26 protein-coding genes are annotated in these 25,929 nt (G+C 63.8%); 13 read left to right on the top strand and 13 right to left on the bottom strand.

Going from position 1 to position 25,929, the window contains the following annotated elements; genetic code table 11:
- Positions 1-380: 380 nt before the first annotated feature.
- On the top strand, positions 381-1,268 hold the full coding sequence (locus tag JKL45_RS08480) for a hypothetical protein (protein ID WP_201860676.1): 888 nt from the start codon (positions 381-383) through the stop codon (positions 1,266-1,268).
- 66 nt (positions 1,269-1,334) lie between these two features.
- On the opposite strand, the gene ssb is transcribed toward JKL45_RS08480, so the two are convergent.
- Positions 1,335-1,832, bottom strand: coding sequence for a single-stranded DNA-binding protein (gene ssb / locus JKL45_RS08475; protein ID WP_201860675.1), 498 nt, complete (start codon positions 1,830-1,832; stop codon positions 1,335-1,337).
- A gap of 219 nt (positions 1,833-2,051) precedes the next feature.
- Here ssb and JKL45_RS08470 point away from each other — a divergent pair, with 219 nt between their 5' ends.
- Complete coding sequence (locus JKL45_RS08470) at positions 2,052-2,864, top strand: class I SAM-dependent methyltransferase (protein WP_201860674.1); 813 nt, start codon at positions 2,052-2,054, stop codon at positions 2,862-2,864.
- A 74-nt stretch (positions 2,865-2,938) separates the two neighbouring features.
- On the opposite strand, the gene JKL45_RS08465 is transcribed toward JKL45_RS08470, so the two are convergent.
- The 3 genes from JKL45_RS08465 to JKL45_RS08455 are packed head-to-tail and all read right to left on the bottom strand — an operon-like array spanning position 2,939 to position 4,268.
- A complete protein-coding gene (locus JKL45_RS08465) occupies positions 2,939-3,214 on the bottom strand; it encodes a hypothetical protein (RefSeq protein WP_201860673.1) in 276 nt (91 codons plus the stop codon).
- Positions 3,215-3,243: 29 nt separating this feature from the next.
- Positions 3,244-3,657: a hypothetical protein gene (locus JKL45_RS08460; protein WP_201860672.1), complete on the bottom strand. Its 414-nt coding sequence runs from the start codon at positions 3,655-3,657 to the stop codon at positions 3,244-3,246.
- A gap of 5 nt (positions 3,658-3,662) precedes the next feature.
- A complete protein-coding gene (locus JKL45_RS08455; protein ID WP_201860671.1) occupies positions 3,663-4,268 on the bottom strand; it encodes a hypothetical protein in 606 nt (201 codons plus the stop codon).
- Between the two features lie 291 nt (positions 4,269-4,559).
- Between JKL45_RS08455 and JKL45_RS08450 the strand changes: the two genes are divergently transcribed.
- From JKL45_RS08450 to JKL45_RS08440, 3 genes are read left to right on the top strand one after another with little or no spacing between them, the layout of a single operon-like run.
- Positions 4,560-4,856 carry a hypothetical protein gene (locus JKL45_RS08450; RefSeq protein WP_201860670.1) on the top strand — a complete coding sequence of 99 codons (297 nt, stop codon included), beginning with the start codon at positions 4,560-4,562 and terminating at the stop codon, positions 4,854-4,856.
- The gene (locus tag JKL45_RS08445; RefSeq protein ID WP_201860690.1) at positions 4,856-6,673 is read left to right on the top strand and encodes an AAA family ATPase; all 1,818 of its coding nucleotides are present in this window, start codon (positions 4,856-4,858) and stop codon (positions 6,671-6,673) included. The genes JKL45_RS08450 and JKL45_RS08445 overlap by 1 nt, the downstream gene beginning before the upstream one ends.
- A complete protein-coding gene (locus JKL45_RS08440; RefSeq protein WP_201860669.1) occupies positions 6,670-7,671 on the top strand; it encodes a metallophosphoesterase family protein in 1,002 nt (333 codons plus the stop codon). The genes JKL45_RS08445 and JKL45_RS08440 overlap by 4 nt, the downstream gene beginning before the upstream one ends.
- Here JKL45_RS08440 and JKL45_RS08435 read toward each other — a convergent pair.
- A complete protein-coding gene (locus tag JKL45_RS08435; protein WP_201860668.1) occupies positions 7,668-8,318 on the bottom strand; it encodes a hypothetical protein in 651 nt (216 codons plus the stop codon). The genes JKL45_RS08440 and JKL45_RS08435 overlap by 4 nt on opposite strands.
- Positions 8,319-8,679: 361 nt before the next feature.
- On the opposite strand from JKL45_RS08435, the gene JKL45_RS08430 reads away from it, so the two are divergent.
- The 3 genes from JKL45_RS08430 to JKL45_RS08420 all read left to right on the top strand — a co-directional run bounded on the left by JKL45_RS08430 (position 8,680) and on the right by JKL45_RS08420 (position 11,929).
- Positions 8,680-9,351: a trna delta -isopentenylpyrophosphate transferase gene (locus JKL45_RS08430; protein WP_201860667.1), complete on the top strand. Its 672-nt coding sequence runs from the start codon at positions 8,680-8,682 to the stop codon at positions 9,349-9,351.
- Positions 9,352-9,524: 173 nt separating this feature from the next.
- Positions 9,525-11,696 (top strand): SF1B family DNA helicase RecD2, encoded by a 2,172-nt coding sequence (gene recD2 / locus JKL45_RS08425; protein ID WP_246498381.1) that lies wholly within the window; start codon positions 9,525-9,527, stop codon positions 11,694-11,696.
- 65 nt (positions 11,697-11,761) lie between these two features.
- Complete coding sequence (locus JKL45_RS08420; protein WP_201860691.1) at positions 11,762-11,929, top strand: hypothetical protein; 168 nt, start codon at positions 11,762-11,764, stop codon at positions 11,927-11,929.
- On the opposite strand, the gene JKL45_RS08415 is transcribed toward JKL45_RS08420, so the two are convergent.
- Positions 11,872-13,602 (bottom strand): glycosyltransferase, encoded by a 1,731-nt coding sequence (locus JKL45_RS08415; RefSeq protein ID WP_246498379.1) that lies wholly within the window; start codon positions 13,600-13,602, stop codon positions 11,872-11,874. The genes JKL45_RS08420 and JKL45_RS08415 overlap by 58 nt on opposite strands.
- A 290-nt stretch (positions 13,603-13,892) precedes the next feature.
- Between JKL45_RS08415 and JKL45_RS08410 the strand changes: the two genes are divergently transcribed.
- Positions 13,893-14,708, top strand: a complete 816-nt coding sequence (locus tag JKL45_RS08410; protein ID WP_246498396.1) for a transporter substrate-binding domain-containing protein — start codon at positions 13,893-13,895, stop codon at positions 14,706-14,708.
- A gap of 230 nt (positions 14,709-14,938) precedes the next feature.
- Entirely contained in the window at positions 14,939-16,660 is a 1,722-nt protein-coding gene (locus JKL45_RS08405; protein ID WP_201860663.1) for a lysine--tRNA ligase, read from the top strand.
- A gap of 3 nt (positions 16,661-16,663) precedes the next feature.
- Here JKL45_RS08405 and JKL45_RS08400 read toward each other — a convergent pair whose 3' ends face one another.
- Positions 16,664-17,296, bottom strand: coding sequence for a S24 family peptidase (locus tag JKL45_RS08400; RefSeq protein ID WP_201860662.1), 633 nt, complete (start codon positions 17,294-17,296; stop codon positions 16,664-16,666).
- 154 nt (positions 17,297-17,450) lie between these two features.
- On the opposite strand from JKL45_RS08400, the gene JKL45_RS08395 reads away from it, so the two are divergent.
- Together JKL45_RS08395 and JKL45_RS08390 are read left to right on the top strand one after the other, a co-directional pair.
- Positions 17,451-17,795: a DUF952 domain-containing protein gene (locus tag JKL45_RS08395; protein ID WP_201860689.1), complete on the top strand. Its 345-nt coding sequence runs from the start codon at positions 17,451-17,453 to the stop codon at positions 17,793-17,795.
- Positions 17,792-18,877 (top strand): quinone-dependent dihydroorotate dehydrogenase, encoded by a 1,086-nt coding sequence (locus JKL45_RS08390; RefSeq protein ID WP_201860661.1) that lies wholly within the window; start codon positions 17,792-17,794, stop codon positions 18,875-18,877. Before JKL45_RS08395 ends, JKL45_RS08390 begins: the two co-directional genes overlap by 4 nt.
- Positions 18,878-18,886: 9 nt before the next feature.
- Here the strand turns inward: JKL45_RS08390 and JKL45_RS08385 are convergent, their stop codons facing one another.
- Together JKL45_RS08385 and JKL45_RS08380 are read right to left on the bottom strand one after the other, a co-directional pair.
- A complete protein-coding gene (locus JKL45_RS08385) occupies positions 18,887-20,224 on the bottom strand; it encodes an MATE family efflux transporter (RefSeq protein WP_201860660.1) in 1,338 nt (445 codons plus the stop codon).
- A gap of 8 nt (positions 20,225-20,232) precedes the next feature.
- Positions 20,233-20,496: a DUF6460 domain-containing protein gene (locus JKL45_RS08380; protein WP_201860659.1), complete on the bottom strand. Its 264-nt coding sequence runs from the start codon at positions 20,494-20,496 to the stop codon at positions 20,233-20,235.
- Positions 20,497-20,607: 111 nt separating this feature from the next.
- Between JKL45_RS08380 and JKL45_RS08375 the strand changes: the two genes are divergently transcribed.
- A complete protein-coding gene (locus JKL45_RS08375; RefSeq protein ID WP_201860688.1) occupies positions 20,608-21,549 on the top strand; it encodes an alpha/beta hydrolase in 942 nt (313 codons plus the stop codon).
- Here JKL45_RS08375 and JKL45_RS08370 read toward each other — a convergent pair.
- The 4 genes from JKL45_RS08370 to JKL45_RS08355 form a co-directional block, all read right to left on the bottom strand.
- Entirely contained in the window at positions 21,546-22,217 is a 672-nt protein-coding gene (locus JKL45_RS08370) for a response regulator (protein ID WP_201860658.1), read from the bottom strand. The genes JKL45_RS08375 and JKL45_RS08370 overlap by 4 nt on opposite strands.
- Before the next feature lie 128 nt (positions 22,218-22,345).
- Positions 22,346-22,798 (bottom strand): secondary thiamine-phosphate synthase enzyme YjbQ, encoded by a 453-nt coding sequence (locus tag JKL45_RS08365; protein ID WP_201860657.1) that lies wholly within the window; start codon positions 22,796-22,798, stop codon positions 22,346-22,348.
- Between the two features lie 2 nt (positions 22,799-22,800).
- A complete protein-coding gene (locus tag JKL45_RS08360) occupies positions 22,801-24,519 on the bottom strand; it encodes a cisplatin damage response ATP-dependent DNA ligase (protein ID WP_201860656.1) in 1,719 nt (572 codons plus the stop codon).
- Positions 24,516-25,697 carry a ligase-associated DNA damage response exonuclease gene (locus JKL45_RS08355; RefSeq protein ID WP_201860687.1) on the bottom strand — a complete coding sequence of 394 codons (1,182 nt, stop codon included), beginning with the start codon at positions 25,695-25,697 and terminating at the stop codon, positions 24,516-24,518. The genes JKL45_RS08360 and JKL45_RS08355 overlap by 4 nt, the downstream gene beginning before the upstream one ends.
- Positions 25,698-25,929 lie beyond the last annotated feature (232 nt).

The following is a 25,929-nucleotide window of genomic DNA, read 5'->3' as shown; positions in this document are numbered from 1 at the left end:
TCGTCAGGCTCATAACCTGAAGGTCACAGGTTCAAATCCTGTCCCCGCAACCAACACACAACACACACATAAGCCCCTGAAAGCGACAGCTTCAGGGGCTTTGGCGCGTCCAGGGGCCAAGCACCCCAACGGCTTCATCCCGTCGGGCTCCGACGCGCGAAAAGCGCGGTCAGGCCACCTGCCCGACCGGGTCCAAATCAGCGCTCAAGGAGAACCGCTCCAGCTGAACCGCATACGCCGCCTCAAGTCCCTTCAAACAAGCCGAAGGCGCTGGTCAGGTCCCTGACTCAAGCATGTGTAGACAAGCGGGATCCAATCCCCCTGTAATCCTGTTGTGACTTCAGGGTTCGATACATCATGAGCTGAAAAGCCGGTCCTCCATGGAGATTGCATCCGCCTTCCGGGTCGTTCCGTCTGATGACGAAGAGAAACCGGGCGCTTGCGCGGTCTTTCCTTACGACCGTGATCTGGTGCGGCGCTTTCGCGAGGCGTTCCCGAGAGCCCGGTGGCGTGGAGCCGACGAGCGCTGGTTCGTGCCCGGCTCGACGGCCGTCCAGCGGCTCGACACCTGGATGGCCCAGGAGCTGCAGGATTTGGATCGGCACGCGGACGCGAAGGGACGGGATGCTTTCGCGTTTGAGCCTCTGGAGAGCCCTTACCTGACGATCGCGGACGACCTGAGGGTGCGCACGCCCTATTCCCGCACCATCGTGGAGGCGCTCCGGTCCATTCCCTGGGCCCATTGGGATTCTGAGGAGCGGATCTGGCGGGTGCCGTTCCGATCCTACGAGGAGCTGAAAACGCGCTGGCCCGAGATCGAAGAGGCGGCTCGACGCAACGAGCCGGCGGCCCGTCAGAAACGGCGCGAGGAGCAGAAGGCCCATGTTTCCGAAGAATCCACCAGGGTTCAGGCCGAGCGCCGCCGCAGGCGCTACCCCGTGCCTGGAGACGACCTGCCGCCGTTAGGCTGCCCGGTGTCGACCGAGCGTTGGGGCGTTGTGGTTTTCGAGGGTATCGAGAGCGATCCCATACAAGACGCTGGGATAATTGATCTGTATCCGCATGTGCGGAGCGATCCGGCCCGTTACGTCTGGGCTCGCTGGCGGATACCCACCCTGCAGGAGGTCTATCGCACAAGGCCCTCTCGTATGGATGAGGGTCCCGAGCTTCGCTCGGTCCGAGGCTGGTGGTGGGCAAGCCGTGAGGAGCTGCGGGAGAGGGCGCAACGCGCGCGAAACGAGGCAAGGAAAACTTCTGCGGAGGTTTAAGGCTACAGCGGCATGAAAAATCCGGGCGTGGAGCCCGGATTTCGAAAAGCCTCGGTTCTTTGTCAATTAGAACGGAATGTCGTCATCGAAGTCGCTGTGGCGGGAAGCGCCTGCCGGTTCGGGCCTGCGCTCCATGGGCGAGGATCGTCCGAAATCGCCGCCGGTTCTGACCTGGCCCGGCTCTTCTTCGCCGAACTCGGATGAGCCGCCGCCGCGGCTGTCCAGGATCGTCAGCTCACCGCGGAAACGCTGCAGCACCACCTCGGTGGAGTACTTCTCCACCCCCTGCTGGTCCGTCCACTTGCGGGTCTGCAGCTGGCCCTCCAGGTACACCTTCGAGCCCTTCTTCAGGTACTGCTCGGCCACCCGGGCCAGGTTCTCGTTGAAGATCACCACCGAGTGCCACTCGGTCTTCTCCTTGCGCTCGCCAGACGCCTTGTCCTTCCAGGTCTCGGAGGTCGCAATCCGCAGGTTCACCACCGGATCCCCGCTGCCGAGACGGCGGACCTCAGGGTCACGCCCCAGATTACCCACCAAAATCACCTTGTTCACAGATCCAGCCATAATGGCCTCTCCACTTCATCTCTCCTGAACAGCTGGGGCATTAAGGAGTGCCGCACGTTTTCAGGTCGGTTGCACATTCCTGCCCCAAGGTGGGCATCACCTAATGTTCTATATTTGTTCCACGTGAAACACAAGAGGCGAGTTGGCTGCGTTCGAGTGTTGATGACAGTGTGAATAGGCTAGAACGGAGCAGCCAAGCTGAGCCTCCGGAGCCTTGCCATGACCGATGAGACGACCTTGAACGACGCGGCTGTCGCAGCTGCATGGGATCGCAACGCCGCCCTCTGGGCGGAGGAGGTGCGGTCCGGGTTCGACTTCTACCGCGAGCTTTATACGCTTCCTGCCTTTCTGGATTTCATGCCGTCTGTTGCGGGAAAGCAGGTCATCGATCTGGGCTGTGGCGAAGGCTCCAACACACGCCGCTTCGCGCAGCGGGGTGGAATCATGACCGGGATCGATCTCTCTCCTGAGATGATCAAACGCGCCCGCCAGAAGGAGGCGGAAGAGCCTCTCGGCATTGCTTATGAATTTGGCTCCTTCAGCAAGCTCTCGCCTTTTGCCGACGAGCAGTTCGACTGCGCACTGTCCACCATGGCGCTCATGGACGGCCCGGACTTCCCGTCCGCCATGCGTGAAGCTTGCCGGGTTCTGAAGCCTGGCGGGAGCCTATGCTTCAGCATTCTTCATCCCTGCTTCATCACGCCCGTCCTCCAGTGGCTGACGAACGAGGAGGGCACCTACCAGGGACTGCGTGTCGGCCGCTATTTCGAGACGACACCCTTCGTCGAACGCTGGCGGTTCGGCAGGCGTCCTCAGACGGCCAAGCCCGTTGCTTATGACGAACCCTTCGAAGTGCCGCGCTTCCCGCGGACCATCTCCGATTACGTCAACGCCATCAGTGAAGCGGGATTTCGGGTTGTGAAGATGGAGGAGCCGCGGCCAAGGGAGGAAATGGCGCGAGAGCACGCGTGGCTGAACCGCTGGTACCAGCATGCGCCCCTCGTGCTGTTCATCTGCGCGGTCAAAGCCTGAGGGCAATCAATTCGGAGCAGCAGCGGATATGAAAATAGCGGTGATGGGAGTCACCGCTATTTGAAATGTAGGGTTTATTCAGCCGCTTGAAGATAGACCACTGTCGACTGCTCGCTCTTCACCTCGCGCAGGGTGCGCGCCATGTAGGTGAGCTGCTCGATGGCCTTGTCGAGATCGTCCTTTGTGCCGGCCTCAAGATCGTAAGCCCTGCGTCCCCGGTACAACCGGTTGACTTGGCTTTCCATCTCCGCGGCGGCTTCGCGGATGCGGTGAACGAGATTGTCTGCGATGACATTGGCGTTGCCGTCGACAACGCAGAAGCCGACATCGCTTGCGCGAACCTTAGCCATGGGTTGATACCTCTTCTTGTTGTTTCGTCTCAGGCAACGGCCCGTTCTCCATGCGCGGCATAGATGCCGAGCCGGCGGGCCAACGAGTGTTTCGTCACAGGTCCGATCCAGGGCAGCGTCGCGAGATACTGCAGCTTGTCCGGACTCGCCGTGTATTCCTCGAACAGGTGCTCACGTTCGCGCCAGACCTTATCGATGGCCTCGGCCTTTGCCGGATGACGGAGGCCTACACGGGTCGTAGAGCCGAAGCTCAGCGCACGCATGCAGCGCTCGAATGTGCGCCGACCGATGGCCGGTGTGACGCTGGCATGGCAGATCGTTTCAATCACATGCTGCGCGAACTCATCCGCCGTTTCAGGCGCCGGCGTCTCCGCACCGGAGATGTCGCCCTGAAAAGCGCTTGCGCCGTTGCGCATGATCTCTTCAAGCCCAAAGTTCGGCATTGCTCTCACCGTATGTTCCAGGCTGCCTGCAGCAGCCGGACGAGCTTCGTTCCGGTCTTTCGAATCCGGCGCGGAGCCTGCCAGGAGGGGCCGGCTTCACGAGCTGGGTTCAGGCGTTCGGAACGTTGACGCGGGTTCTTCAGAACGAGGCGCGCACCCAATTTGGTGCGAATGCGCCAGGCCTCAGCCGAGCCCTGAAAACCTTGACCATTCAACGGTTTATGCGAGGAGCGCGGCTTCACTAAAATGGGGTTTGAGCCCTCGGAATGCAAGGTGCGCGGGACCGCCGGAACGGAGCCGGAATGAGCCCGCGCGGCCTTCGGCCAAGGCGAGACTTCGAAGCGCGCGACCTTCAGGCTCTGTGCCAGTTCCACGCCCGTGCCGATCCCGAAAACGGAGAGGGCGCAGGTGAAGGCTTCCGAGAACGGCTCCATCCCGCACCAGGTCTTCTCCGCCATGTGCAGCGGCCACGACCACAGCCCGTCTTCACGCCGCTGGCCGAGGCTCTCGCGGTCGATGAAATAGCCCGTCGTCTTGTGCTCGAGGCCGCTCTCGCTCAGGAGCCATTCCTCGTTCTCGAAGATCGGCCGTTCTTCCGTCATGACGCTCATCACGAGTTCCTTTGCCAAGGGCCGTTTCGCACTGCCCTAATGAGGTCACATCCACGACGCATACAGACGATGTGAACAAAACAAGAACATAGCCTCGGCGGGCTCTGTGTCAAGCAAAGTCCGCTGTTTAAGACTGTAATCTTGGAGTAACGGATACTATGTGGAGGGTCGGGTGCCAGGATTGAAGACATCGTCCCCGATCCAGACCAAAAAGAGGCAAAGTCGTTGCGACGAAATAGCGCTGACGATAACTGAAGCTCGACCATTCCTTTGCAGCGGAGCCGCAATTCCATGACCAGCCTGTCACGCCTCGAAACAGACCAGCTTCGCCGCTTGGAGGAGATGCGCAAGACCTTCGACAAGCTGCGGGCGGAACGCATCCGGGCGGAGGGCGAGGTCGAGCGCCTGACGCGTGAAATCGACGAGGCGCGTGCGCTCGCCAAGGCCGAGCTCGGCACCGATGACGAGGTGCAGATTCAAAGCCTGATCGAGGAAGCGCAGGCACGAAATGCGGCGCTCGCAGAGGAGTTCGGTGTGGCTCTGCGCGAAGTCGAGACGCGCCTCAGGCAGCTCGGAGACGAGCGTTGATGCTGCCGTCCGCCACGCACGACGTCACCCGCGCGGAAGCGCTGCTCGCGCGGCTTGAGGGCCGGCGCGACGCCATCCGCGCGCGGGTCGATGAGCTGACGCGTGAGATCGAGTTCGCCAAGGGCCGTCTCGCGGTCAAGGACGAGGTGGAAGCCTTCATCGAGGCCGTTCACGGCTCAGCGAGCCGCCGCAGCCTGTCGGCCTTCGAAACGCTGCTGACGGCGCTCGTGCAGGAGGTTCTGCCGGGCGAGAAGCCCGTGGCGCTGGAGCTGTCGACGGAGCGGGGGCTGGCGTCCCTCGACATCTGCGTGCGGCGTCCCGACGGCTCACTTGAGGACGTGCTGGAGGACAATGGCGGCGCGCTCACCAATGTGATCGGCATGGCCCTGCGCCTGATTGCCGTGGTCAAGGCCGATGTGGCGCGTTTCCTGGCGCTGGACGAAGCGGATTGCTGGATCGCGCCGGAGCGCGTGTCGTCCTTCTACACAGTGCTGGAAGACGGCGCGGCGCGGCTTGGCGTGCAGTGCCTTGCCGTCTCGCACCATGACCTGTCGCAGTTCTCCGGCAAGTTTCACATCGCACGTATCGCCGGCGAGCCCGCCACCGGCGTCGAGGTGCTGTCCTCCGACACCAGCGCACAGTGGGACGATGCCCAGCCGGGTCTGCGCTTCATCCGTCTCTTCAACGTGCAGGCCTATACGGATGCGACGCTGCATCTGGGTCCCGGCGTCAATGCGCTGATCGGGCCGAACAACCGCGGCAAGTCCACCTTTATCCGTGCTCTGCGCGCCGTTTTCTACGGCGAGGCTCGCGACAGCTTGGTGCGTGCCGGCGCGAAGGCTGCCATGGTCGAGATCGGCGTTGCCGGAAACCGTCTTTTACGCTTCACGCGACAGCCGCGTCGTTCGCCCGTCAACATCTGGTCGCTGCATGAGGCGGATGGGTCCGTGGTCGAGGCTCAGGGCATGCGCTACGAGACCGGCGGGCGTGCTGTGCCGGATTGGGTGGCCGATCTCATCCGCATCCGCAAGGTCGAGGATCTCGACGTCCATATCGCGCACCAGAAATTTCCCGTGTTCCTGCTCGGCGAAACGCCATCACGCCGCTCCGCGGTTCTCTCTATCGGGCAGGAGGCGGGCTATATCCGCGACATGCTCGTCATCCACCGCGAGCGCTGCCGCCGTGACAACGATCTCGTGCGAAACGGCGAGCGGGAACTGATCGCGTTGAGCGAAACGCTCGACGGGCTTGCCGAACTCGAGCCGCTGAAGGAAAAGATTTCCGCTGCGCGCCGGCAGGCGGAGCGGTTAGCCATGGAAGCCGCGCAGCTTGAGCGATTGCAAAATCATGCGGCGCAGCTTGCCACGACTCGCAAGAGGCTCATGACAGCCGAGGGGCGCGCCCGCATCACCGAGATGCTGCCCCCGGCGGAGCAGCTTGCCGATCTCACCCGTGCGGTCGAGCGCGCCCGCGAGCGTGAGCGCATCGGGCGGCAGGTGCTGCAACTCGGTCGTGATCTGAAGCGTGCCCAAGCGAGACTGAAGGCGTTGCATGGCTTGCCGGAAATCGTGCCGGCCCTTGAAAACACCGCTTCGGCACAAAATATTCTCAAGCGGATGAAGGATCTTCATGCGGCCTCCCAAATCGCCAGAAGCCGTATGACTCAGGTCGACGAGGGGCTAGCATCCTTGCAGGCCGAGATGGCGCGCCTCGTCGAGGAAACAGGCGGATTGTGCCCCACCTGCGGTTCGCCCGTGAAGCCTGAGACCCTGCTGGACCACCACACCCATGCGCCCACGGAGCGGCTCACCGCATGATCCTGACCGGAGATCGTCTTCCCGCCGTTGCCTGCGAGGGCATCCTCGTGATCGGGGATCCGCATGTGGGATCGCGGCGTCCCGGGCGGCGCAAGGATGCCGTCTGGCCTCAGGCGGTGCTGGGCAAGCTGGAGCGCTGTGTGTCCATCGCCAATGAGCGGCAGCTCGCGGTGGTCATCCTCGGCGATCTTTTCGACCGGCCGGTCGAGACCGACATGGCACTCAAGAACCAGCTCGTCCGCATCCTGAAGAACTTCCACCACCGGCCCATCGTGAACGTGGGTAACCACGACATCCAGCACACGACGCTCACCGACAGCGACTCGCTGGCGCTGCTCGGGCTCTGCGATGTGGTCGATGTGGTGGCCACATCGGCTCCCGTGACCGAGTTCCAGATAGGGAGCCGCCGAGTTGGTGTCGGCATGACGCCCTACGGCCAAGCCATCCCGACCGATGCGCGCGGCTCCTTTGTCGGGGCCGATTTCCAGGCTTGGTTCACGCATCATGACATCGCCTTCGACGGCGGCTATCCCGGTGCCGTTCCGCCTTTCGCGGTGGAGGGCTGCGATGTGTTGATCAACGGGCACATCCACAAGACGCAGAAGGCTGTTCTTGCGGGCCGCACACGCTGGCTCAACCCCGGCAACATCACGCGTCAATCCGTCGATCTGGTGGATCACGTGCCGCGCGCCTGGATTCTCGATGGCAGCGGGCAACTGGAAGCACAAGCGCTGCCGTTCGAGAGCAATGTTTTCGATCTCACGGGACGGGTGGTCGACGCGGCCGACGAGGCGCTGGTGGCGCGGGAGGTGGAGAGCGCCTTCGTGACCCTGCTCCAGGCGGAATCCTCGACGGAGCTGAAGCGCAGCGGCGACGGCTCGATCATTCGCGATGAGATCGATTCCAAGTTCGCGACCGACAGCACCTCGGATGCGGTCCGCGCCATCGTGCGCTCGCTGCTGGGCGAGGCGGTAGAGCGGCACGCCGCGCAAGGCTAGAAGGCAAAAGGATCCGCGAAGGGCAGGCGCCGCCGGCGCACCTGCGTCTCGGGCAGGATCGGGCGGCTGATATCGACCGCGACCAGGCCCTCACAGGCGAGCGCCAGAACGGCCGCAACCCCATCCTGCGTGTTCATCACGGCACTGGCGCAATCGACAAGCCGCATAGTGCCGAGTTCGTCGAGTTGGTGCAGAATGCGCACCCGGTCGCCAGCCGTCACCGGCGTGCGCTTGCAGGCCATGATCAGACGCATGGTGGTAAAACGCGGCTCGGCCCGTATATTGGCTGCCGTCTCGACCCGGAAGGGACGTCCGTCGCCGGCCGTGATGCCATGGATCGAAGCCGCGCGCAGGGGATGGGCCAGCAGGTCGTCGTCCGTCACCACATCGATGAGGTAAGCCGAGCCGTCGCGGACGATTTCGAAATCGGCCACATGCTCGACCGTCTCATCACCGATGGTGAAGTTTGCCGGATCGGCCGGCGCACGCAGAGATTCCACGTCCGCATCAAGTTCGCAGAGCGCCAGGAAGTCCGCGATCAGGGCGTTTCGCGTCAGCGGCGTCGCCGGGCGCTTGGCAGCCCGACGGGCGCCGCCACGGCGGGCGGGGCGTCGATCCGAAAGGTCAAGGATCGCTTGCGCGGACATCCGGTCCTCCAGGGTGGCAGTTGCGACGAGCAGTCAGGCCGCAGTGAAATCCAGCGTGTTTTGCTATCCTGACCGATGGGAACATATATAGAACATGGTAGGTGTGGTCAAATCATGACACTTCATCAAAGCCCTTGACCAAGACACATGATTCAAGCCGGGGCGACTGCGATTGAGACAAAATGGCACATCATTTAAGTGACTGTTTTGTATAGCTTAAATTGCAATATTCACTGCGCCTGAATTGGACCTCAAGGACGAAATTTGGTATAGAACAAAAACCGAACACGCCTGCCGCAGAAGATGATTCTCAGAAGAGCGTGAGCCGATATGCGGGCCCTGATAAAAGTTAGGATCGAGGATGAATACGACCGATAAGAAAATTTCCGAGGTGCTGGCCAAGTTCGGTGAGCCGATGGCCGGCAATGTGTGGCGGGTCCAGGGAACGGCCGTGGTCTACCACAAGACTCTTGAGCGCATCGCCGCCCAGGCCAATGTCGTCTTCGACGAGCCCAAGATCATCCGCGCCGAGCGCGATGAGGCGGTGATCCAAGTCACCGGCCGCATGGGCGAGCGGGTCGAATGGTCGATCGGTGAGGCGCTGATCGGCGTGAACTATCGCGTCTCAGGCAAGCAGGCGGCTTATGTCTATGCCATGGCCGAAAAGCGGGCGAAGGACCGCGTGATTCTCAAGCTCATCGAGCTGCACGGCTACGTCTACTCCGAGGAAGAGGCGGATGAGTTCAAGCAGGGTCGCCCGGGCTTTGCCGATCCGCATGTGGAGATCGAGAAGACCGAGCCTCAGACGCAGAAGGGCAGGGTTGAAGCCGCTGCCTCCGACGACAAGGTCGAGGATGATCTGAAGGCGAAGATCAAGAAGGCCAAGACCATCAATGCGGTCACGGACCTGATGCTCCATGCCGACACGCAGAAGGTGCTCGCCGAGCTGCCGGAGGGCATTCGCGACGAGATCCGCGATTACGCCAAGGCGCGGCTCGTCGAACTCGGCTGGCCAACCAAGAAGGCAGCCTAACTTTCGCTCCGATGCTTCTTCTTTATACTGGCGCATCGTGTGGACCGGAAAACCGGGTCCACTTTCCCGCACGATGCGCTAGGCGAGACGGATCTAAGCCGTCTCGCCCTTTCATTTCTCCCGAGGCGTCCCGGCGCTTGTGGTCCCGCTGATCGATGCCGAAAACCTCCGCCATGGCTGCTTCCGATCAGGAGGCGCTATCCCTCTCCGAACATCTCGTCGGTTCCATCGAGCGGGTGACGTTCCACAACGATGAAACCGGCTTCTGCGTGCTGCGCGTGAAAGCGCGCGGGCACCGCAAGCCCGTTGTTGTTGTCGGTCATGCGCCGTCTGTCGCCATCGGCGAGGTGGTGGAAGCAAACGGCGGATGGCTGCACGACCGCAATCACGGGGTTCAGTTCCGCGCGAGCGAGCTGATGACCACAGCGCCGACCACCGCGGAAGACCTGCAGCGCTTTCTCGGCTCCGGCCTCCTGAAAGGTGTTGGACCTTCCCTTGCCCAGAGGCTCATTGCATCGTTTGGCGCGCGCATTCTCGACGTGATCGAGACGAAGCCACATGAGCTCGCGCGCGTGCATGGCATCGCGATGGCCAAGGCTCTGAGCATCGGCGAGGCCTGGGCCGAGCACCGGGCCCTGAAGGAGATTGCGGCGTTCCTCAATGCGCATGGCATCGGAGGGTTTCTGCTCACGCGCATCTACCGCGCCTATGGCGTCGGCGCCATCGACATCGTCAAAGCCAATCCCTACCGGCTCGTCCTCGACATTCCGGGCTTCGAGTTCGCGCTCGCCGATCAGGTGGCGCTGCAACTCAATGTGGAACCCACCGCCGCAATCAGGCTTCAGGCCGGTCTCACGCATGTTCTCTCTGAGGCCGTAAAGGAAGGCCATTCCGGGTTGCCGGCAGAGGAGCTGCTGCGACAGGCGAGCCGCCTGCTTGAGATTCCCGAAGTTGAAGTGAAGCCCGTGCTCGATGCGCAATGTGCGGCAGGTCAGCTCGTGGCCGACCAACTCGATGAGCAGCGCAGCATCTTCCTGAAAGGCCTCTACGGTGCCGAACTCTTCATCGCGCAGCGCCTGCAGGAGATTGCCCAGGGTCTGCATCCCTGGAACGAGTTTGACCCTGAGCAAGTGATCGCCGAGGCAGAAGCCGCCATCGGTGTGTCGTACTCGCCGAGCCAGCGCGAGGCCCTGGCCTCTGCCTGCCGCTCGAAGGTGCTCGTCGTCACCGGCGGGCCGGGTGTGGGCAAGACGACGTTGATCCGAAGCCTGACGCATCTGTGCGCGCAGCACGAACTGACGATCGCCCTGTGCGCCCCGACCGGGCGGGCTGCGAAGCGGCTGTCGGAAAGTACGGGCTTTCCGGCCAAGACCGTCCACCGTTTGCTGGAAGCATCCGAGGGCGGCTTCCGGCGCAATGCGAAGATGCCGCTCGACTGCAACCTTCTCGTGGTCGATGAGACCTCGATGCTCGACATCCGCCTGATGGCCGCGCTGCTGCGTGCGCTGCCGGATGAAGCGTCGCTGGTTCTCGTGGGCGACGTGGATCAGCTGCCCTCCATCGGTCCGGGGCAGATCCTGTCGGACATCATCGCATCCGAGGCTATTCCTGTCGTGCATCTCAAGGAGGTGTTCCGGCAGGAGCGGGAGAGCCGCATCATCACCGTCGCCCATGCAATCAATCGCGGGCTTGTACCTGACCTCGGACATCAGCCGGACTCGGATTTCTATTTCGTCGAAGCCGACACGCCGTCCGAGGTCATGGCCAAGATGACCATTCTGATCCGGGACCGGATTCCACGGCGGTTCGGACTCGATCCGGTGCGGGACGTGCAGGTGCTGTGCGCCATGAACCGCGGGCGCCTCGGCACCCATATGCTGAACGGAGAACTGCAGCAGCTCTTCAATCCGCCCGGCCTTGAGAGCCTGCATCGGGCGGGTTGGAGCTATGGGCCCGGCGACAAGGTCATGCAGGTTCGCAACGATTACGAGCGTGACGTCTATAACGGCGAAGTCGGCATCGTGCGCGAGGTGCGCCGCGATCATGGCGAGCTCACCGTTGCCTTCGAGGACAGGCTGGTCGTCTATTCGCTTCAGGAACTCGATGAGCTGGCTTTGGCCTACGCCGTGACGATCCACAAGGCGCAGGGCTCCGAGTATCCGGCCGTGGTCATACCGGTTGCCTTGCAGCAGGCCTCGATGCTGCGGCGCAAGCTCCTCTACACCGGGGTGACGCGGGCAAGCCGTCTGGTGATCCTCGTGGGCAGCCGCGCCGCCCTCGTTCAGGCCGTCGGCTCGGAGGAGGAGCCGCGCCTGTCCCGGCTCAGGCACTGGCTCCAAGCCTGATCCCTTCCGCCTGGGGCCAAAACGCTCTATATCTCCTCCTGCAAAAGCCTATTCCGGAGCAGGCAATGAGCTTGGAGACCCAGCACACAGAACGCCAGGAGCAGCGGGCCCGCGTCGGTCTCGTTGCGGCGGCAATCCTGTGCCTGGTGGGCTCAGGCGGGCTTCTGTGGTGGCGCTATGGTGGCGCCGTGTTCACCGATCTGGTGACCGCCGGCTTGGCCTGGTGCTTCTGAACCAGCCCGGCCCGCGACGTGCGGGCCAGCCCATGGCTCGTCTTGTTCCAGCGGAACGGCGCGATGGCCAGCTCCCACAAGCCTCTCCAGGCCGCAACACTGACGAGGCCATAATAGAGCGGCAGCAGCAGGAGCCAGGGCATGAGGCGCCAGAGCTTGCGCCGGTGCAGGGCCATGCAGGCCGGTATGAACACCGAGGCCATACCGGACACGAACAGCGTCAGGGCATAAGCATTGAACGCCGCTGTCCAGCGCATGTCAGGAAACTGTTCGGCTTCTTGAAGCCATGATGCGACATAGAGCCCGGTGAAGAGCGGATAGACGAGGGCGCTGAGCACGGTTCCCCAGGTCAGGGCGAGGGCGCCGGAGAAGCGCCAGAATCCGAGCTGGCGCAGCATGATCCAGGGCTTGCGCGTGTGGCTCACCGCAGTCTGCACATAGCCCTTCATCCATCGCGTCCGCTGCCGCATCCAGAGCCGCAGGGTACCAGGCGCCTCCTCGAGGGTGGAGGAGGGAAGATCCTTCACCTCATAGCCGAGCCGTGCCAAGCGAATGCCGAGATCGGCATCCTCGGTGACGTTCCAGGCGTCCCAGCCATAGATTGTCCGCAGCACGGCGGTGCGAAAATGGTTGGAGGTGCCGCCCAGGGCAATGGGGCTGCCGATGTCGGCCAGCCCTGGATTGAACACATCGAACAGGGCCGCGTATTCGATAGTGAAGAGCCGTGTGAGCCAAGTGTCGTCGGTGTTGTCGATGGTGAGCCGCGCCTGCAGGCAGGCGACGTTTGGAGGCGCTTCGGCAAAGTGCGATATCGCCAGGCGCAGTTGGCCCGGGTCGGGCACGTCCTCAGCATCGTAGATCACCGTGTAGCGGCCCCGCGCCAAGGGCAGAGCGACGTTGAGCGCGCGGGGTTTCGTGCGCGGCCCACCCGGCGGCGCGATCAGGATCTCGACATTGCCTGGAACCTCGATGGAGCGCAGGGCCTCCGGCGTCTCGCGGTCGTCTGCCTCGAGCACGAGCTTGATGTCGAGTTTTGCCACGGGATAATCGAGCCGCGTGAGGGCCTCAAGGAAGCGGGCTACGACGCGCTTCTCGCGATAAAGGGCTGCGATAATCGTGTAGACGGGCAGGTCCGCATCCTCGATGCGGAGCTCTTGCTCTTCGGGCTCGACAGGATTGTTCAGGGATGCCGCTGCGATGCGGAGTACGATCATGCCGAGGAACAACGGACCCATAAGGGCGCCTAGGATCCCGGTGCTCAGCCCGGGGGCAAACCCGAGGCCGAATACGATCAAGGTCAGAACCACGAAAAGAACCGCGATCTGCCCGTAGCTGACATCGGTTGCGAGTTGAGGGGCCTTGTCGGCCAGATCATGGGCGGCCCGCCGGGCGATCAGCGGACTTTGAGCCTCAAAGGCGGCCTCTCTCAGCTTGGTCGGTGTGGTGATGGCGAGCTGCCGGCGGGATCGGGCTTTGAGAAGGTCCGCCAGGGCGCGGCCGCGCGGCGCCGCCACGAACCTGGCTTTCCTACCGGCCATAGGGGCCAAACCTGCCAGGATGCTGTCGGGATAGCGCACACCCGATGACAGGTGCGGGGCGGCAACGAAAGGGCACCCGAGCTCGGCCGCAAGAGCCCTGTAGAAATCGTCCTCCGAGACAATCCTTTCTCTCATCAGGAATTCATCGGCTGTAACCCCCGTGGCCTGAGCGAAGATTGCGGCCTGCCAGAGGGCGTCGGGCGCATGCCCATGACTGCTGAGAAATCCGCTCTCGATCGGCAGCGCTGTTGACTGTGCGGCCCCGTCCGCTAGACCCTGCCTCATCATGAGCGTCGGGTGCTTCCCTTAGGCATTCCTGAGCAGCGCAAAGCTAAGAGCAAGAGAATGTCGCCTCGATGGTCCTAGATATCGTTACATTGGTTGCCCGCCTTTCCCGCAAGATCAAGCCCCTTGGATGGGCCGGGATGCTACTGCCCCTGACTTTTGCGCTGAACATCGGCGCGGTTCAGGCTCAAGGGGTGAACATCCCCAATTTCTGGGATCCCAGGACCCAGCTCGAGCGACCGGAGCTGCCGGCCACCCGCACGATCCGCTTTCTGGTCGACGACGACTTCCCGCCGCTTCATTTTCCTGGCCTCGACGGTAACCCGACCGGTCTGTCCGTGGAACTCGCCCGGGCTGCCTGCGAGCGCTTGGGGCTGACCTGCACGGTTCAGGTCCGGCGCTTCGACACGCTTCTGAATGCCCTCAACGAGAAGCAGGGCGATGTGGTGGCGGCCGCCATTCCCATCACGGCGGATCTGCGCCGGGGCTATGCCGTGACCGGTCCCTATTTTAAGATCCCGGCCCGTTTTGCCGTGCGCCGGGACAAGAACCTGCCGGCACCGGACGCCAAGACCCTGCAGGGCAAGAGCCTGGGCGTCGTCGGCGGCACGGCCCATGAAGCCTATGCCAAGTCTTTCATGGGAGGTGCCTCCCTCAAGCCCTATCCGGAGCTGGCGGCGGCGCAGACTGCTCTCAAGGCCGGTGAGATCGACTACCTGTTCGCCGATGGCCTTGGCCTTGCCCTCTGGATCGGCGGCGAGGAAGCGGCGGGATGCTGCGACTTCTCGGGCGGCCCCTACCTGGAAAGCCGCTTTTTCGGCGAGGGCATCGGCTTCATCACCCGCACCGAGGATGATGGTCTTCGTCGGGCGCTGGATTTCGCGCTCCAGCAGCTCTGGCGGGAGGGCAGATATGCCGAGCTCTACCTGCGCTTCTTCCCGATCAGCCCCTACTAAGTTCATCCTTACTAAGTCTTGCCGACCCTTGAGGGTTGGGTTTACCGCATTGACCCTTGCCAGCGTCGTCCAGCGCATCGTCCGGAAAAGTGGGCCCGGTTTTCCCGTACGAACGATGAGCTGTTTAAAAAATTGAGCATCCAATGGTTCCCAAAAGTGGATTCCACTTTTGGGTTCGATGCTCTAGTGTGCCGCGCTTCTGGAAGCATTTTCCTCTAAGCACTAGGCCCATGTCCCGAAATCTGTCTCTCGACCCCGCCCTGATTGAAGCCGCCCAGACCGCCAATGCCTGGCCTTTCGAGGAGGCCCGCAAGCTTGTCGAGCGTCTCAAGAAAACGGGGAAGAAAGAGGCTCTGTTCGAGACCGGCTATGGCCCCTCGGGCCTGCCGCATATCGGCACCTTCGGCGAGGTGGCCCGCACCAGCATGGTCCGCCATGCCTTCCGGGTGCTGACCGGTGACACCATCCCGACCCGCCTCGTCGCTTTCTCGGACGACATGGACGGCCTGCGCAAGGTGCCGGACAACATCCCCAACAAGGAGCTGGTGGGCGCTTCCCTCGGCAAGCCGCTGACCCAGGTGCCGGACCCGTTCGGCACCCATGAGAGCTTCGCGCATCACAACAATGCGCGCCTGCGCGAATTCCTCGATGCCTTCGGCTTCGACTACGAGTTCATGTCGGCAACCGAGTGCTACAAGGCCGGCAAGTTCGACAAGACGCTGCTCACCGTGCTCGAGCGCTACGATGCCGTGATGGCGATCATGCTGCCGTCCCTGCGCCAGGAGCGCCAGCAATCCTATTCGCCGTTCCTGCCGATCCATCCGAAGACCGGCATCGTGATGCAGGTACCCATCGACGAGCGTAAGCTGGACGCCGGCACCATCGTGTGGCGCGATCCCGAGACGGGCGAGCGCTTCGAGACTCCGGTCACCGGCGGCCATGCCAAGCTGCAGTGGAAGCCCGATTGGGCCATGCGCTGGGTGGCGCTCGGCGTCGATTACGAAATGGCTGGCAAGGACCTGATCGACAGCGTGAAGCTCTCCGGGGAAATCGCCAAGGCTATCGGCGGCCTGCCGCCGGACGGGTTCAACTACGAGCTCTTCCTCGACGACAAGGGCCAGAAGATCTCGAAGTCCAAGGGCAATGGCCTCACCATCGACGAGTGGCTCACCTACGGCACACAGGACAGCCTCCGGCTGTTCATGTTCAACAAGCCGCGCGAGGCCAAGAAGCTCCATTTCGACGTGATCCCGCGGCAGGTGGACGATTACCTGACCTTCCTGGAGAAGTATCCGGCGCAGGATGCGAAGACGCGCCTGATGAACCCGGTCTGGCACCTGCACGCGGGCGAGCCGCCGGCACCCGAGCTGGTATCGTCGGAGGGCTCCAATCAGCCGGGCACGACGATCTCCTTCTCCATGCTGCTCAACCTTGTGGCCGTGGCGAATTCCGAGGATCCGTCTGTGCTCTGGGGCTTCATCCGCCGCTATGCGCCGGGCGTGTCGCCGGAGACGCATCCGCGTCTCGACAGCCTCGCGAAGCGTGCCGTGCGCTACTTCGAGGATTTCGTGAAGCCGCAGAAGACCTATCGTCTGGCGGACGAGGTCGAGGCCGCATCGCTTCGGCGGTTGGACGAGGTGCTCGAATCCTTCGAGTCAGGGGAGCGCCCCGCAACCGCGGAAGCGATCCAGGACGAGATCTACAATGTGGGCCGCGCCGAGCCGCGCTATCAGGATTTCAAGGCCAAGGGTGCGACGCCTGAGCGCCCAGGCGTGTCCATAGAGTGGTTCAACACGATCTATCAGGTGCTGCTCGGAGAGCCACGCGGTCCGCGCTTCGGCTCGTTCGTGGCGCTCTACGGCGTGAAGGAGAGCCGGGCGCTGATCCGCAAGGCCCTCAATGGCGATCTCGTGCGTGAGCACGAGACTTTTCTGAGGGACCGCGCAGCCTGAAGGCTACTGCCGTGCCCACATGATCCGGGCCGTCCAGGCGATCTCCTCGGTGGCGATCACCTGGTCTTCCTGGTCCTTCACGAGGGACGTCATCTCCAGGGTCTTGGCCGAGCGGCGCTTGAGCTCCTTGGCCAGGATCTCGCCGCCTGCGGTGCACACCACGATGCGGTCTCCCTTGCGGGTGCTGGCGGTGGGCGAGACGATGAGCACGTCCCCGTCCCGGTAGAGCGGCGCAAGCGTGTCGCCGGCGACCTCAAGGCCGAAGACCTTCTCCTGGCCGAAATCCGGGAATTCGAGTTCGTCCCAGCCGGAGCCTTCTGTCGGCGTTCCATCCTCATTGAGGATTTTCGCCGAAGTCGCCTCCTCCATGCTGATCAGCGGGATCATGGAACGGCGCAGGGAGCCCGTGGGTTCGACGAGGCGCAGGAAGTCCTCGAGGGTCGCACCGGTTGCCTTCAGGATCTTTGAAATCGACTCTGTCGAGGGCCATCGTTCACGGCCCTCGGGACTGACGCGTTTTGATCTGTTGAAGCTTGTTGCATCGAGGCCGGCCTTGCGGGCGAGGCCCGATGCGGTCATTCCATGACGTGATGCTAATGCATCGATCGCAGCCCAGACGCGCTCGTGGGACAACATTGTAAAAAACCTTCGCTAGAAGCGAATAACTGAAAGCGAACCTATGATTAGGAATTAAGATTGTTCTAAGGCATAGACAATGGGCTCCCGCCTCTTGAGACAATATGTCTAATCAGGATTGCTCCTGAAGCGACGCACGATGAATCGAGCTATCATGCGCCTGATCTACAAAATCTGCCCAGCATTGCTGTGGCGCGAAGCCGAAGCGGCTGGATTCTTCGCCGGAGCGCCTATCGACATCCAAGATGGGTACCTCCATTTCTCCACCGCCGAGCAGGTTCGAGAAACGGCCGCCAGGCACTTTGCAGGCCAAAGCGATCTCCTGCTGATCGCCATCGATGGCGACTCACTTGGGGATGCTCTGCGCTACGAACCGTCCCGCGGCGGGGATCTCTTCCCGCATCTCTACGCTCACCTGCCTCTGTCGGCTGTACGATGGGTGAAGCCGCTGCCTCTCGGCCAGGATGGCCACCATGTCTTTCCGGATCTCGACGCATGATCGGCGCATTGTTTTCTCTCGCTAAGCCCGCGCTGCATGCGCTCGATGCGGAGACCGCGCATCAGCTGACCATCAGGGGGCTGTCCCTGATGCCGGTGATGCCCGCGCCCGCAGACGATCCCCGGTTGTCCATCGAGGTGTTCGGCAGGAACTTTCCCAATCCCGTCGGGCTTGCGGCGGGCTTCGACAAGCAATGCGAGGTGCCGGATCAGCTTCTGGGCCTCGGTTTCGGCTTCGTCGAACTCGGCGGCGTCGTGCCGAAGCCGCAAGCTGGTAATCCGCGTCCCCGCGTGTTCCGGCTCACGCAGGACGAAGCGGTCATCAACCGCTTCGGGCTCAACAGCGACGGGCTCGATGCGGCATGCCGGCGCCTGGCACAGCGCCGCGGACGGCCCGGGATCGTCGGCGTCAATATCGGGGCCAACAAGGATTCCGCTGACCGCATCGCCGATTACGTGCTGTGCATCCAGCGCCTGTGCGGGCTTGCCGATTTTCTGACGATCAACGTGTCCTCGCCCAACACGCCGGGCCTACGCGACCTGCAGGGCGAAGCCTTCCTGGACGATCTTCTCGCCCGCAGCATCGAGGCGCGGAATAAGAGCGAGCAGGGCAGGCATAAAACCATCGTGCTCCTGAAGATCGCGCCCGATATCTCGCTCGATACGCTTGATGCGATCGTCGCCACGGCGCTCAAGCGCAGCATAGACGGGCTCACCGTTTCCAATACGACAGTTGCGCGGCCTGAGAGCCTGAAGGAGAGGGCGCTGGCATCGGAGACCGGCGGCCTCTCGGGCAAGCCCCTCTTCATCCCCTCCACGAAGCTTCTGGCCGAGGCCTTCCTGCGTGTGGAGCACAAGATCCCGCTCATCGGCGTCGGCGGCGTCGACTCCGCGGAGACCGCCTTGGCGAAGATCCGCGCCGGTGCCAGCTTGGTGCAGTTCTACTCGGCCATGGTCTACAAGGGCCCCGGCCTCGTCAGCGACATCAAGAACGGTCTGGTGCAGACGCTCGCGGCTGAGAAGACATCGCTGACACAGGCGCTCGGCCGTGATGCATCGGCGATCGCCAAGGGAGAGTTCTGAGGCTCGAACTCACGCAAGGCTGGCGAAGGTCTTTCTCGCCAGCCTTGGATAGAGGAGGAACTGGCCCAGTCCTCGCGCGCTTAGGAAAACGAGAAGCGCGATCCAGAGCGCCGTGTTGCCGAGATCGCCGGCGGCGAAAAGGATGCCGGCATAGACCAAGAAGGCGATGACCATCAGGTCGCGCATGGACCGGGTCCAGGTCGCGCCCGTGTAGATGCCGTCGAAGGCGAAGGCAGCGGCTCCGAAGAATGGAGTCAGGGCAGCGAAGACGAGATAGTCCCTTGCATAAGCCCGCACATCCGGATTGGTCGACACGAAGTCGATGAAGGGTCCGCCGGCAATCAGGAACAGCGCGGATACCGCGAGTCCGAAGCCGAGGCTCCATCCCAGGCTTAAATTGATCGCGCGGCGGAAGCTGCGCTCGTCGCGGGCGCCGATGCTCTGCCCGCACAGGGTCTCGGCCGCGGTGGCGAAGCCGTCGAGGAAATAGCCGCCGATCAGGAACATGTTGTAGAGCACCGCATTCGCAGCCAACGTCACGTCTCCAGATCGGGCCCCCATGGCGCTGAAGATCGAGAAGGCGAGGATGAGCGCCACGTTGCGGATCATGATGTCCCGGTTCATGGCGAGCGTCTGCAGCATCGCGGCCCGGTTCAGCACCTCGGCCCATGTGACGGCGAGCGGATTGGAGCCGAGGCGGCGCAGCACGAGAATGCCGAGGCCTGCACCCAGCACCTCGGCCAGGGCTGTGCCGATGGCCGCACCGGCGATGCCGAGATCGAGACCCAGCACCAGCGCCATGGTCAGCACGATGTTGGCCACATTGATCGCCACCTGGAGCAGCAGGCCGAGATCCGTGCGGCCGCGCCCCAGGGTAGAGCCGAGGATCACGTAATTCGCCAGGGTGAAGGGTGCGGCCCAGATGCGGATGAAGAAATAGGTGGAGAGCGCCTCGGTGACCGCCGCGCTGGCGCCCACCATGGAAAAGGCCATCGCGGCGATGGGCCATTGCAGCAGGATCAGCAGGAGGCCCGTGATCGCCGCCACCAGAAACGCACGGGCGAGCGTCACGTCGACCTCATGCCGATTGCCGGCGCCCGTCGCCTGGGCCGTGAGGCCGGCGGTGGCCATGCGCAGCGACCCGAAGCTCCAGAACACGAAATCGAAGATGACGGCGCCGAGCGCCACCGCGCCGAGGAGATGCGCCTCGCCCAAGCGTCCGATCACCGTCGCGTCGACGAGCCCCAGCAGGGGCGTCGTCACATGCGACAGGGTCATCGGTAGGGCGAGTGCCAGAATGCGGTAGTGGGAGATGTCCAGCCGCTGCGTGGTCGGTGTGCCGTCCATGGCGGGGCTCAGCGCCGGCTGCCGAACAGGCGGGAGATGAGCCAGAGCGGCACCACGATGACGGCGCCGTAGAGGATCCAGAGCCCAACCTCCTGCACGGTCTCGAAGCTGAGATCGAAAATCGACGCGATCCAGTCGAACAAGCCCTCGATTAGCCCGAGGGGCGTGATGCCCAGAAAGGCCAGGAAGGCGCCGACGAGGAGCGACAGGAAGATCAGCTTCACCAGCACGGAGCCGGGGGAGCCGCCGAGAAAACGGTTCAAGTTGGACATGCTGCTCATCTCGCCGGAAAGCGTCACTGGAAGAAAGCGTAATAGACCTCGGGTCTCGCGTGTGCTTCATCGCAGGGGCCGGCGATGAACGCAACCCAACCCGAGTGCCGCATGATCGATCCCGCCCTCTTCGATCCCTCCGCCATCAGCGAGGAGATCCGTGCCCAGAATGCCGATATTGTCGCGAGGCTCTCGCCGCTTGGCCGCTACTGGGAGGCGCCTCCCGCCCTGATCCGGGAAAACCGTCGCAAGGGCAAGGGGGCCTTCCCGCTCATGCCCCTGAGCAGCAGGGCTCAAACGATCACCATCGACGGGCCGGGCGGACCGCTTCCGCTCCGCATCATTGCCCCGGAGAATCCACGGGGTGCCTATCTCCACATCCATGGCGGCGGCTGGACCATCGGCACCGCCGACGAGCAGGATCCCTGGCTCGACCGACTGGCGGAGCGGTGTGGCCTTGCGGTGGTGTCGGTGGAGTACCGGCTTGCCCCTGAGCATCGGTTCCCGGCTGGTCCCGACGATTGCGAGGCGGCGGCCCTCTGGCTGATCCGTGAAGCCGAAAGCCGCTTCGGCACCTCGCGCCTGTTCATCGGCGGCGAGTCGGCCGGCGCACATCTCTCGGCCCTGACCCTGCTGCGCCTGCGAGACAAGCACGGCCTCAATCCCTTCAGGGGCGCCAACCTCTTCGCCGGCTGCTACGATGTCAGCCTGACCCCGAGTGCGGCCAACTGGGGCGACGAACCCCTCATCCTGAACACCCCCGGGGTCAAGCTTTTCGCGGATAATTTCTGCGGCCCGGATCTCGATCGGCGCGATCCGGTCGTCTCTCCGCTCTATGCCGAGCTGAAGGGAATGCCGCCGGCGCTCTTCTCAGTGGGAACCAGGGATCTGCTCCTCGACGACACGCTGTTCATGGCCTCCCGCTGGGTCGCGGCCGGCAACAAGGCCGATCTCGCGGTCTGGCCGGGCGGCGCCCACGTGTTCATCCGTTTCGACAGTATGCTCGCCGAGCAGGCGCTGTCGCGGATCGATGCGTTTATCGAGGGGCTTTAATCGGCTCCAGCCTGGGAGGGACGCTGGGTCACGCCGATCTTGGAGGCGGCGATGACCGCCTGGGTGCGGCTATCGACCCCGAGCTTGTCGAGGATGGCGGAGACGTGGGCCTTCACGGTGGCCTCTGAGACCCCGAGCTCGTAGGCAATCTGCTTGTTGAGCAGGCCCTCGGACAGCATGGTCAGCACACGCACCTGCTGTGGCGTAAGGGTGCCCAAGCGACGGACAAGGTCGGCGGTTTCCGCGTCCTCGGTGGCCGAGAGATCGACGTCGGGCGGGGTCCAGGTGTCGCCCGCGAGCACCGCCTGGATGGCGCCGCCGATGCTGTCGATGTCGATGGATTTCGGAATGAACCCGGAGGCGCCGAAATCCATGGCCCGGCGGATCACGGTGGGCTCCTCCGTGGCGGAAACGATCACCACGGGCAGCTCGGGATATTGCGCCCGGAGCGACATCAGGCCGGAAAAGCCCTGGACGCCCGGCATGGTCAGGTCGAGCAGGATCAGGTCGACGTCGCGTTCCTGGGAGAGGGTGGCGTTCAGCTCATCCATGCCACTTGCTTCCATCACGCGGGCCTGGGGCATGATGGAGGCCACGGACTGCCTCAACGCGCCGCGAAACAGCGGATGGTCGTCGGCAATGATGATCGTGGTGGACTGACTTTGCACGTGTGCCTACTCCCACGAGACGCTTGCCTTGTGCCTTAGCCGGAACCTTGAGGGAATGGCAAGGCGGCAAACGCTCTTCTTGGTTATTCTACGGGAATCTACGCAGGCATCACATGCAATCATGTGGATTACGCCCCGATCAGATGGACGATCAGATCGCGGGTGTGCGGCCGGTCTCGGTGCTCGGCCAGATAGACCCCCTGCCAAGTGCCGAGCACCATCTGGCCCTCCACCACGGGAATGCTCAGGGACACTCCGGACAGCATGGTCCTGATATGAGCCGGCATGTCGTCCGGCCCTTCCGTTGAGTGAACATAGCCGGCCTCGCGGGGCGCCAGGCGGTCGAGGGCCGTCAGCAGGTCCCGGCGCACGTCGGGATCGGCGTTCTCCTGGATGAGCAGCGACGCCGAGGTGTGGCGGCAGAAGATCGTCAGAAGGCCGTTCAGGACTCCGGTGCCGAACACCCAGCGCGACAGGGCATCCGTGATATCGGTAAAGCCCGGGCCTTCGGTCTCCACCACGAGCCGGCCGTTCACCTGCTGGGTGACGCTCGCCTCGGAGAGGGTTTCCACGTTCAGCATCGTCAGGCCTCCTGATCCTTCAACGGATGAACCTCCTGTTCGCCCCGCTCCAGGATCTTCTCGAGGGTCTCGATCCGGTCGGCCTCGGCCGCAGGCTTGTCCCAGCGGATGCGGTTGATGCGGGGAAAGCGCATGGCGACGCCGGATTTGTGCCGGGTCGAGCGCTGCAGACCCTCGAAGGCCACCTCCAGCACAAGCCCCTTGTCCTTGCCGTATTCCACCTCCCGGACCGGGCCGAAGCGCTTGACCGTGTGGTTGCGGACAAAGCGGTCGAGCTTCACCAGCTCTTCGTCGGTGAAGCCGTGATAGGCCTTGCCTACCGGCACCAGCTCCTCGCCGCCCGGGCCCTCGCGCCAGACGCCGAAGGTGTAGTCGGAATAGAAGGACGAGCGCTTCCCGTGGCCGCGTTGGCCGTACATCATCACGGCGTCGACAAGGTATGGGTCGCGCTTCCACTTGTACCAGTAGCCTTTGGGGCGCCCGGGCAGATAGGGGCTGCTCGCCCGCTTGATCATGCAGCCCTCGATAGCATCCGCATCGGGGCCTGCACCCACCGAGGCCGGGTCGGACCGGGCGGCCGCGAGATCCTCCCAGGTCTCGAAGGGCACCATGGGCGAGAGGTCGATGCGCGGGTCGTCGAGCCGGGCAACGAGTGCCTCCAGGCGCCGGCGCCGCTCGGCGAAGGGCAGGGGGCGCAGGTCTTCCTCGCCCTCGAACAGGATGTCGTAGACGCGCAGGTGAGCGGGAAACTCCGCGATCAGCTTCGGGGTGACGGCCTTCCGGTTCAGGCGCTGCTGGAGCACGTTGAAGGTCTGGACCCGGCCCTCACGCACGATCAGCAGCTCGCCGTCGATGGCGCCCTCGAAGTCGAGCGCCTCCACGAGGTCGGGAAAGGCGCGAGAGACATCCTCGCCGGTGCGGGAATAGATGCGCCGCACCGGGCGCCCGTCGCTGCCGTGGCCGGAAGCGGCCTGAAGGCGGATGCCGTCCCATTTCCACTCGGCCAGGAACTCGGAGGCTTCGAGCTTCGCGAAATCCTCGTCCTCCAGCGGATGCGAGAGCATGGAGGGGCGGAACGGGGCGGGATTGCCGGATTCCGGCTTTTCGCCCCGGCCTTCGACCCAGGCGAAGAGATCCTCGTAGGGCGCCTCCAGCCCGTGCCAGACCAGCTCGACCTCGTCGGGCTCGATCTGCCCGAGCTGGGCCACGGCGGTCTTGGCAAGGCGCGCCGAGACGCCGACCCGCAGCTCTCGGGTGATCAGCTTGATCAGCGCCCAGCGCCCTGTCTCGTCCAGCGCATCCATCCACCCGGCGACCCGGGCGGGCAAATCGCTCTTGCTGGTGGTCGCCAGTGTCTCGATGACCTCGGTCAGCGTCGGCACATGGGGCGGCGGGTTGTTGTGGCCGATGGTGGGCGCACCATCGGCCGGCGCCACGCTCTCATGCCCCGGAGCGGGCCAGATCAGGGCCACGGTCTCGGCGAGATCGCCCACATAGTGATAGGACATCCGGAACAGTTCAGGGTCGGTGCGCTCCTCCACGAGGCCGCGGATCAGGCCGGGCTTGGCCTCCTTGAACATCAGCGCGCCGGTCATGGCGGCGAGCGCATAGCCGCGGTCCGGATCCGGGGTGTGGCGGAAATAATCCGTGAGCAGCCGCAGCTTCGCATTGCGGCGGGGCTCGTAGCCGAGGCGATCGAGAAGGGCGGCGAAGCGGTTCATGCTGCGCCTCCTTGCCCACTCTCATCCTTCCCTTGAGGGGGAGGATCGGCTTGTAAAGCCGAGGTGGGGTGATTGGCGCCGGCACTTTTCGAGCTTGGTGTTTCCACCCCACCCCTCTCGCTACGCTCGCGACCCTCCCCCTCAAGGGGAGGGTGGGCAGCCTCCTCCGCCTCACCCTCGTCGCCGTAGCCCAGCATGTGCAGGGGCCGGGCTCTGATGCCATGAGTGGTGCACCAATGGACCAGGGCGTCCTCCTGGCCGTGCGTGACCCAGACCTCGCCGGCGCCGGTCTCCTGGATCGTGCGGCAGAGGTCGTCCCAGTCGGAATGGTCGGAGATCACGAGCGGCAGTTCCACGCCTTTCTGCCGGGCCCGCCCCCGCACCCGCATCCACCCGGAGGCGAAGCAGGTGACCGGATCGGGGAAGCGGCGGGACCAGAGGTCCTGGATCGAGGAGGGCGGGCAGATCACGATGGCCCCGGCGAGCTTCGAGCGCTCGGCGGCCACGACCTTAGGGGTCTCGCCCAAGGGAATGCCTTCGGATTTATACAGCTCGGTCAGGCGCTCCATGGCGCCGTGGAGATGGATCGGCTGGTCGTAGCCTTCCTCGCGCAGGAGCGCCATGACCCGCTGGGCTTTTCCCAGCGCATAGGCTCCGACGATGTGGGCTCGCTCAGGGAACAGGGCGACGGAATCGAGGAGCTTGCGCACTTCCCCCCGCGTGTCGGGGTGGCGGAAGACGGGCAGGCCGAAGGTCGCCTCGGTGATGAACACATCGCAGGGCACGACCTCATAGGGAAGGCAGGTGGGGTCCTCGGCGCGCTTGTAGTCGCCGGACACCACGACCCGGGTGCCGCCGGCCTCGATGGAAATCTGCGCCGAGCCCAGCACATGGCCGGCCGGCGTGAAGCGCACCGTCACGTCGCCGACGCGAAGGCTCTCCCTCAGAGAGGCCTCCTGGGTGGAGTCGGCAAAATCCTCGCCATAGCGCACCCCCATGATCCGCAGGGTCTCCCGGGTTGCCATGACGGATCGGTGGCCCGACCGCGCATGGTCCGAATGGCCGTGCGTGATCAGCGCCCGTTTCACGGGCCTGACCGGGTCGATGTGGAAGTCGCCGAGGGGGCAGTAGAGCCCTTGCGGGGTCTGGGTGAGGATGTCGGTGGAACGCAGCGCCATGGGTTTGGATATAGGGTTGAGCCGGTCGGTGTCAGGTTGGGGAATAGCCCTGTCCCTGCCGAGGTTCCCGGCGGACGCCTCGGACGCTGCAAGGCAATCCGGGATCGGAGACAGAATGGGGTGCCGGAACCTCGACATTGTCATCCCCGCGCAGGCGGGGATCCAGAACCGCGGACGTTTCGGGAGAGAGCGAGCAGCGTCGCGCTTCGTTCTGTCTCGTCGGCAGTTCTGG

This window comes from Microvirga soli (genome assembly GCF_016734765.1).
GTDB lineage: Bacteria > Pseudomonadota > Alphaproteobacteria > Rhizobiales > Beijerinckiaceae > Microvirga > Microvirga soli.
Note: the sequence above shows the minus strand (reverse complement) of the source record. Positions and strands in the feature narration are given on the sequence as shown.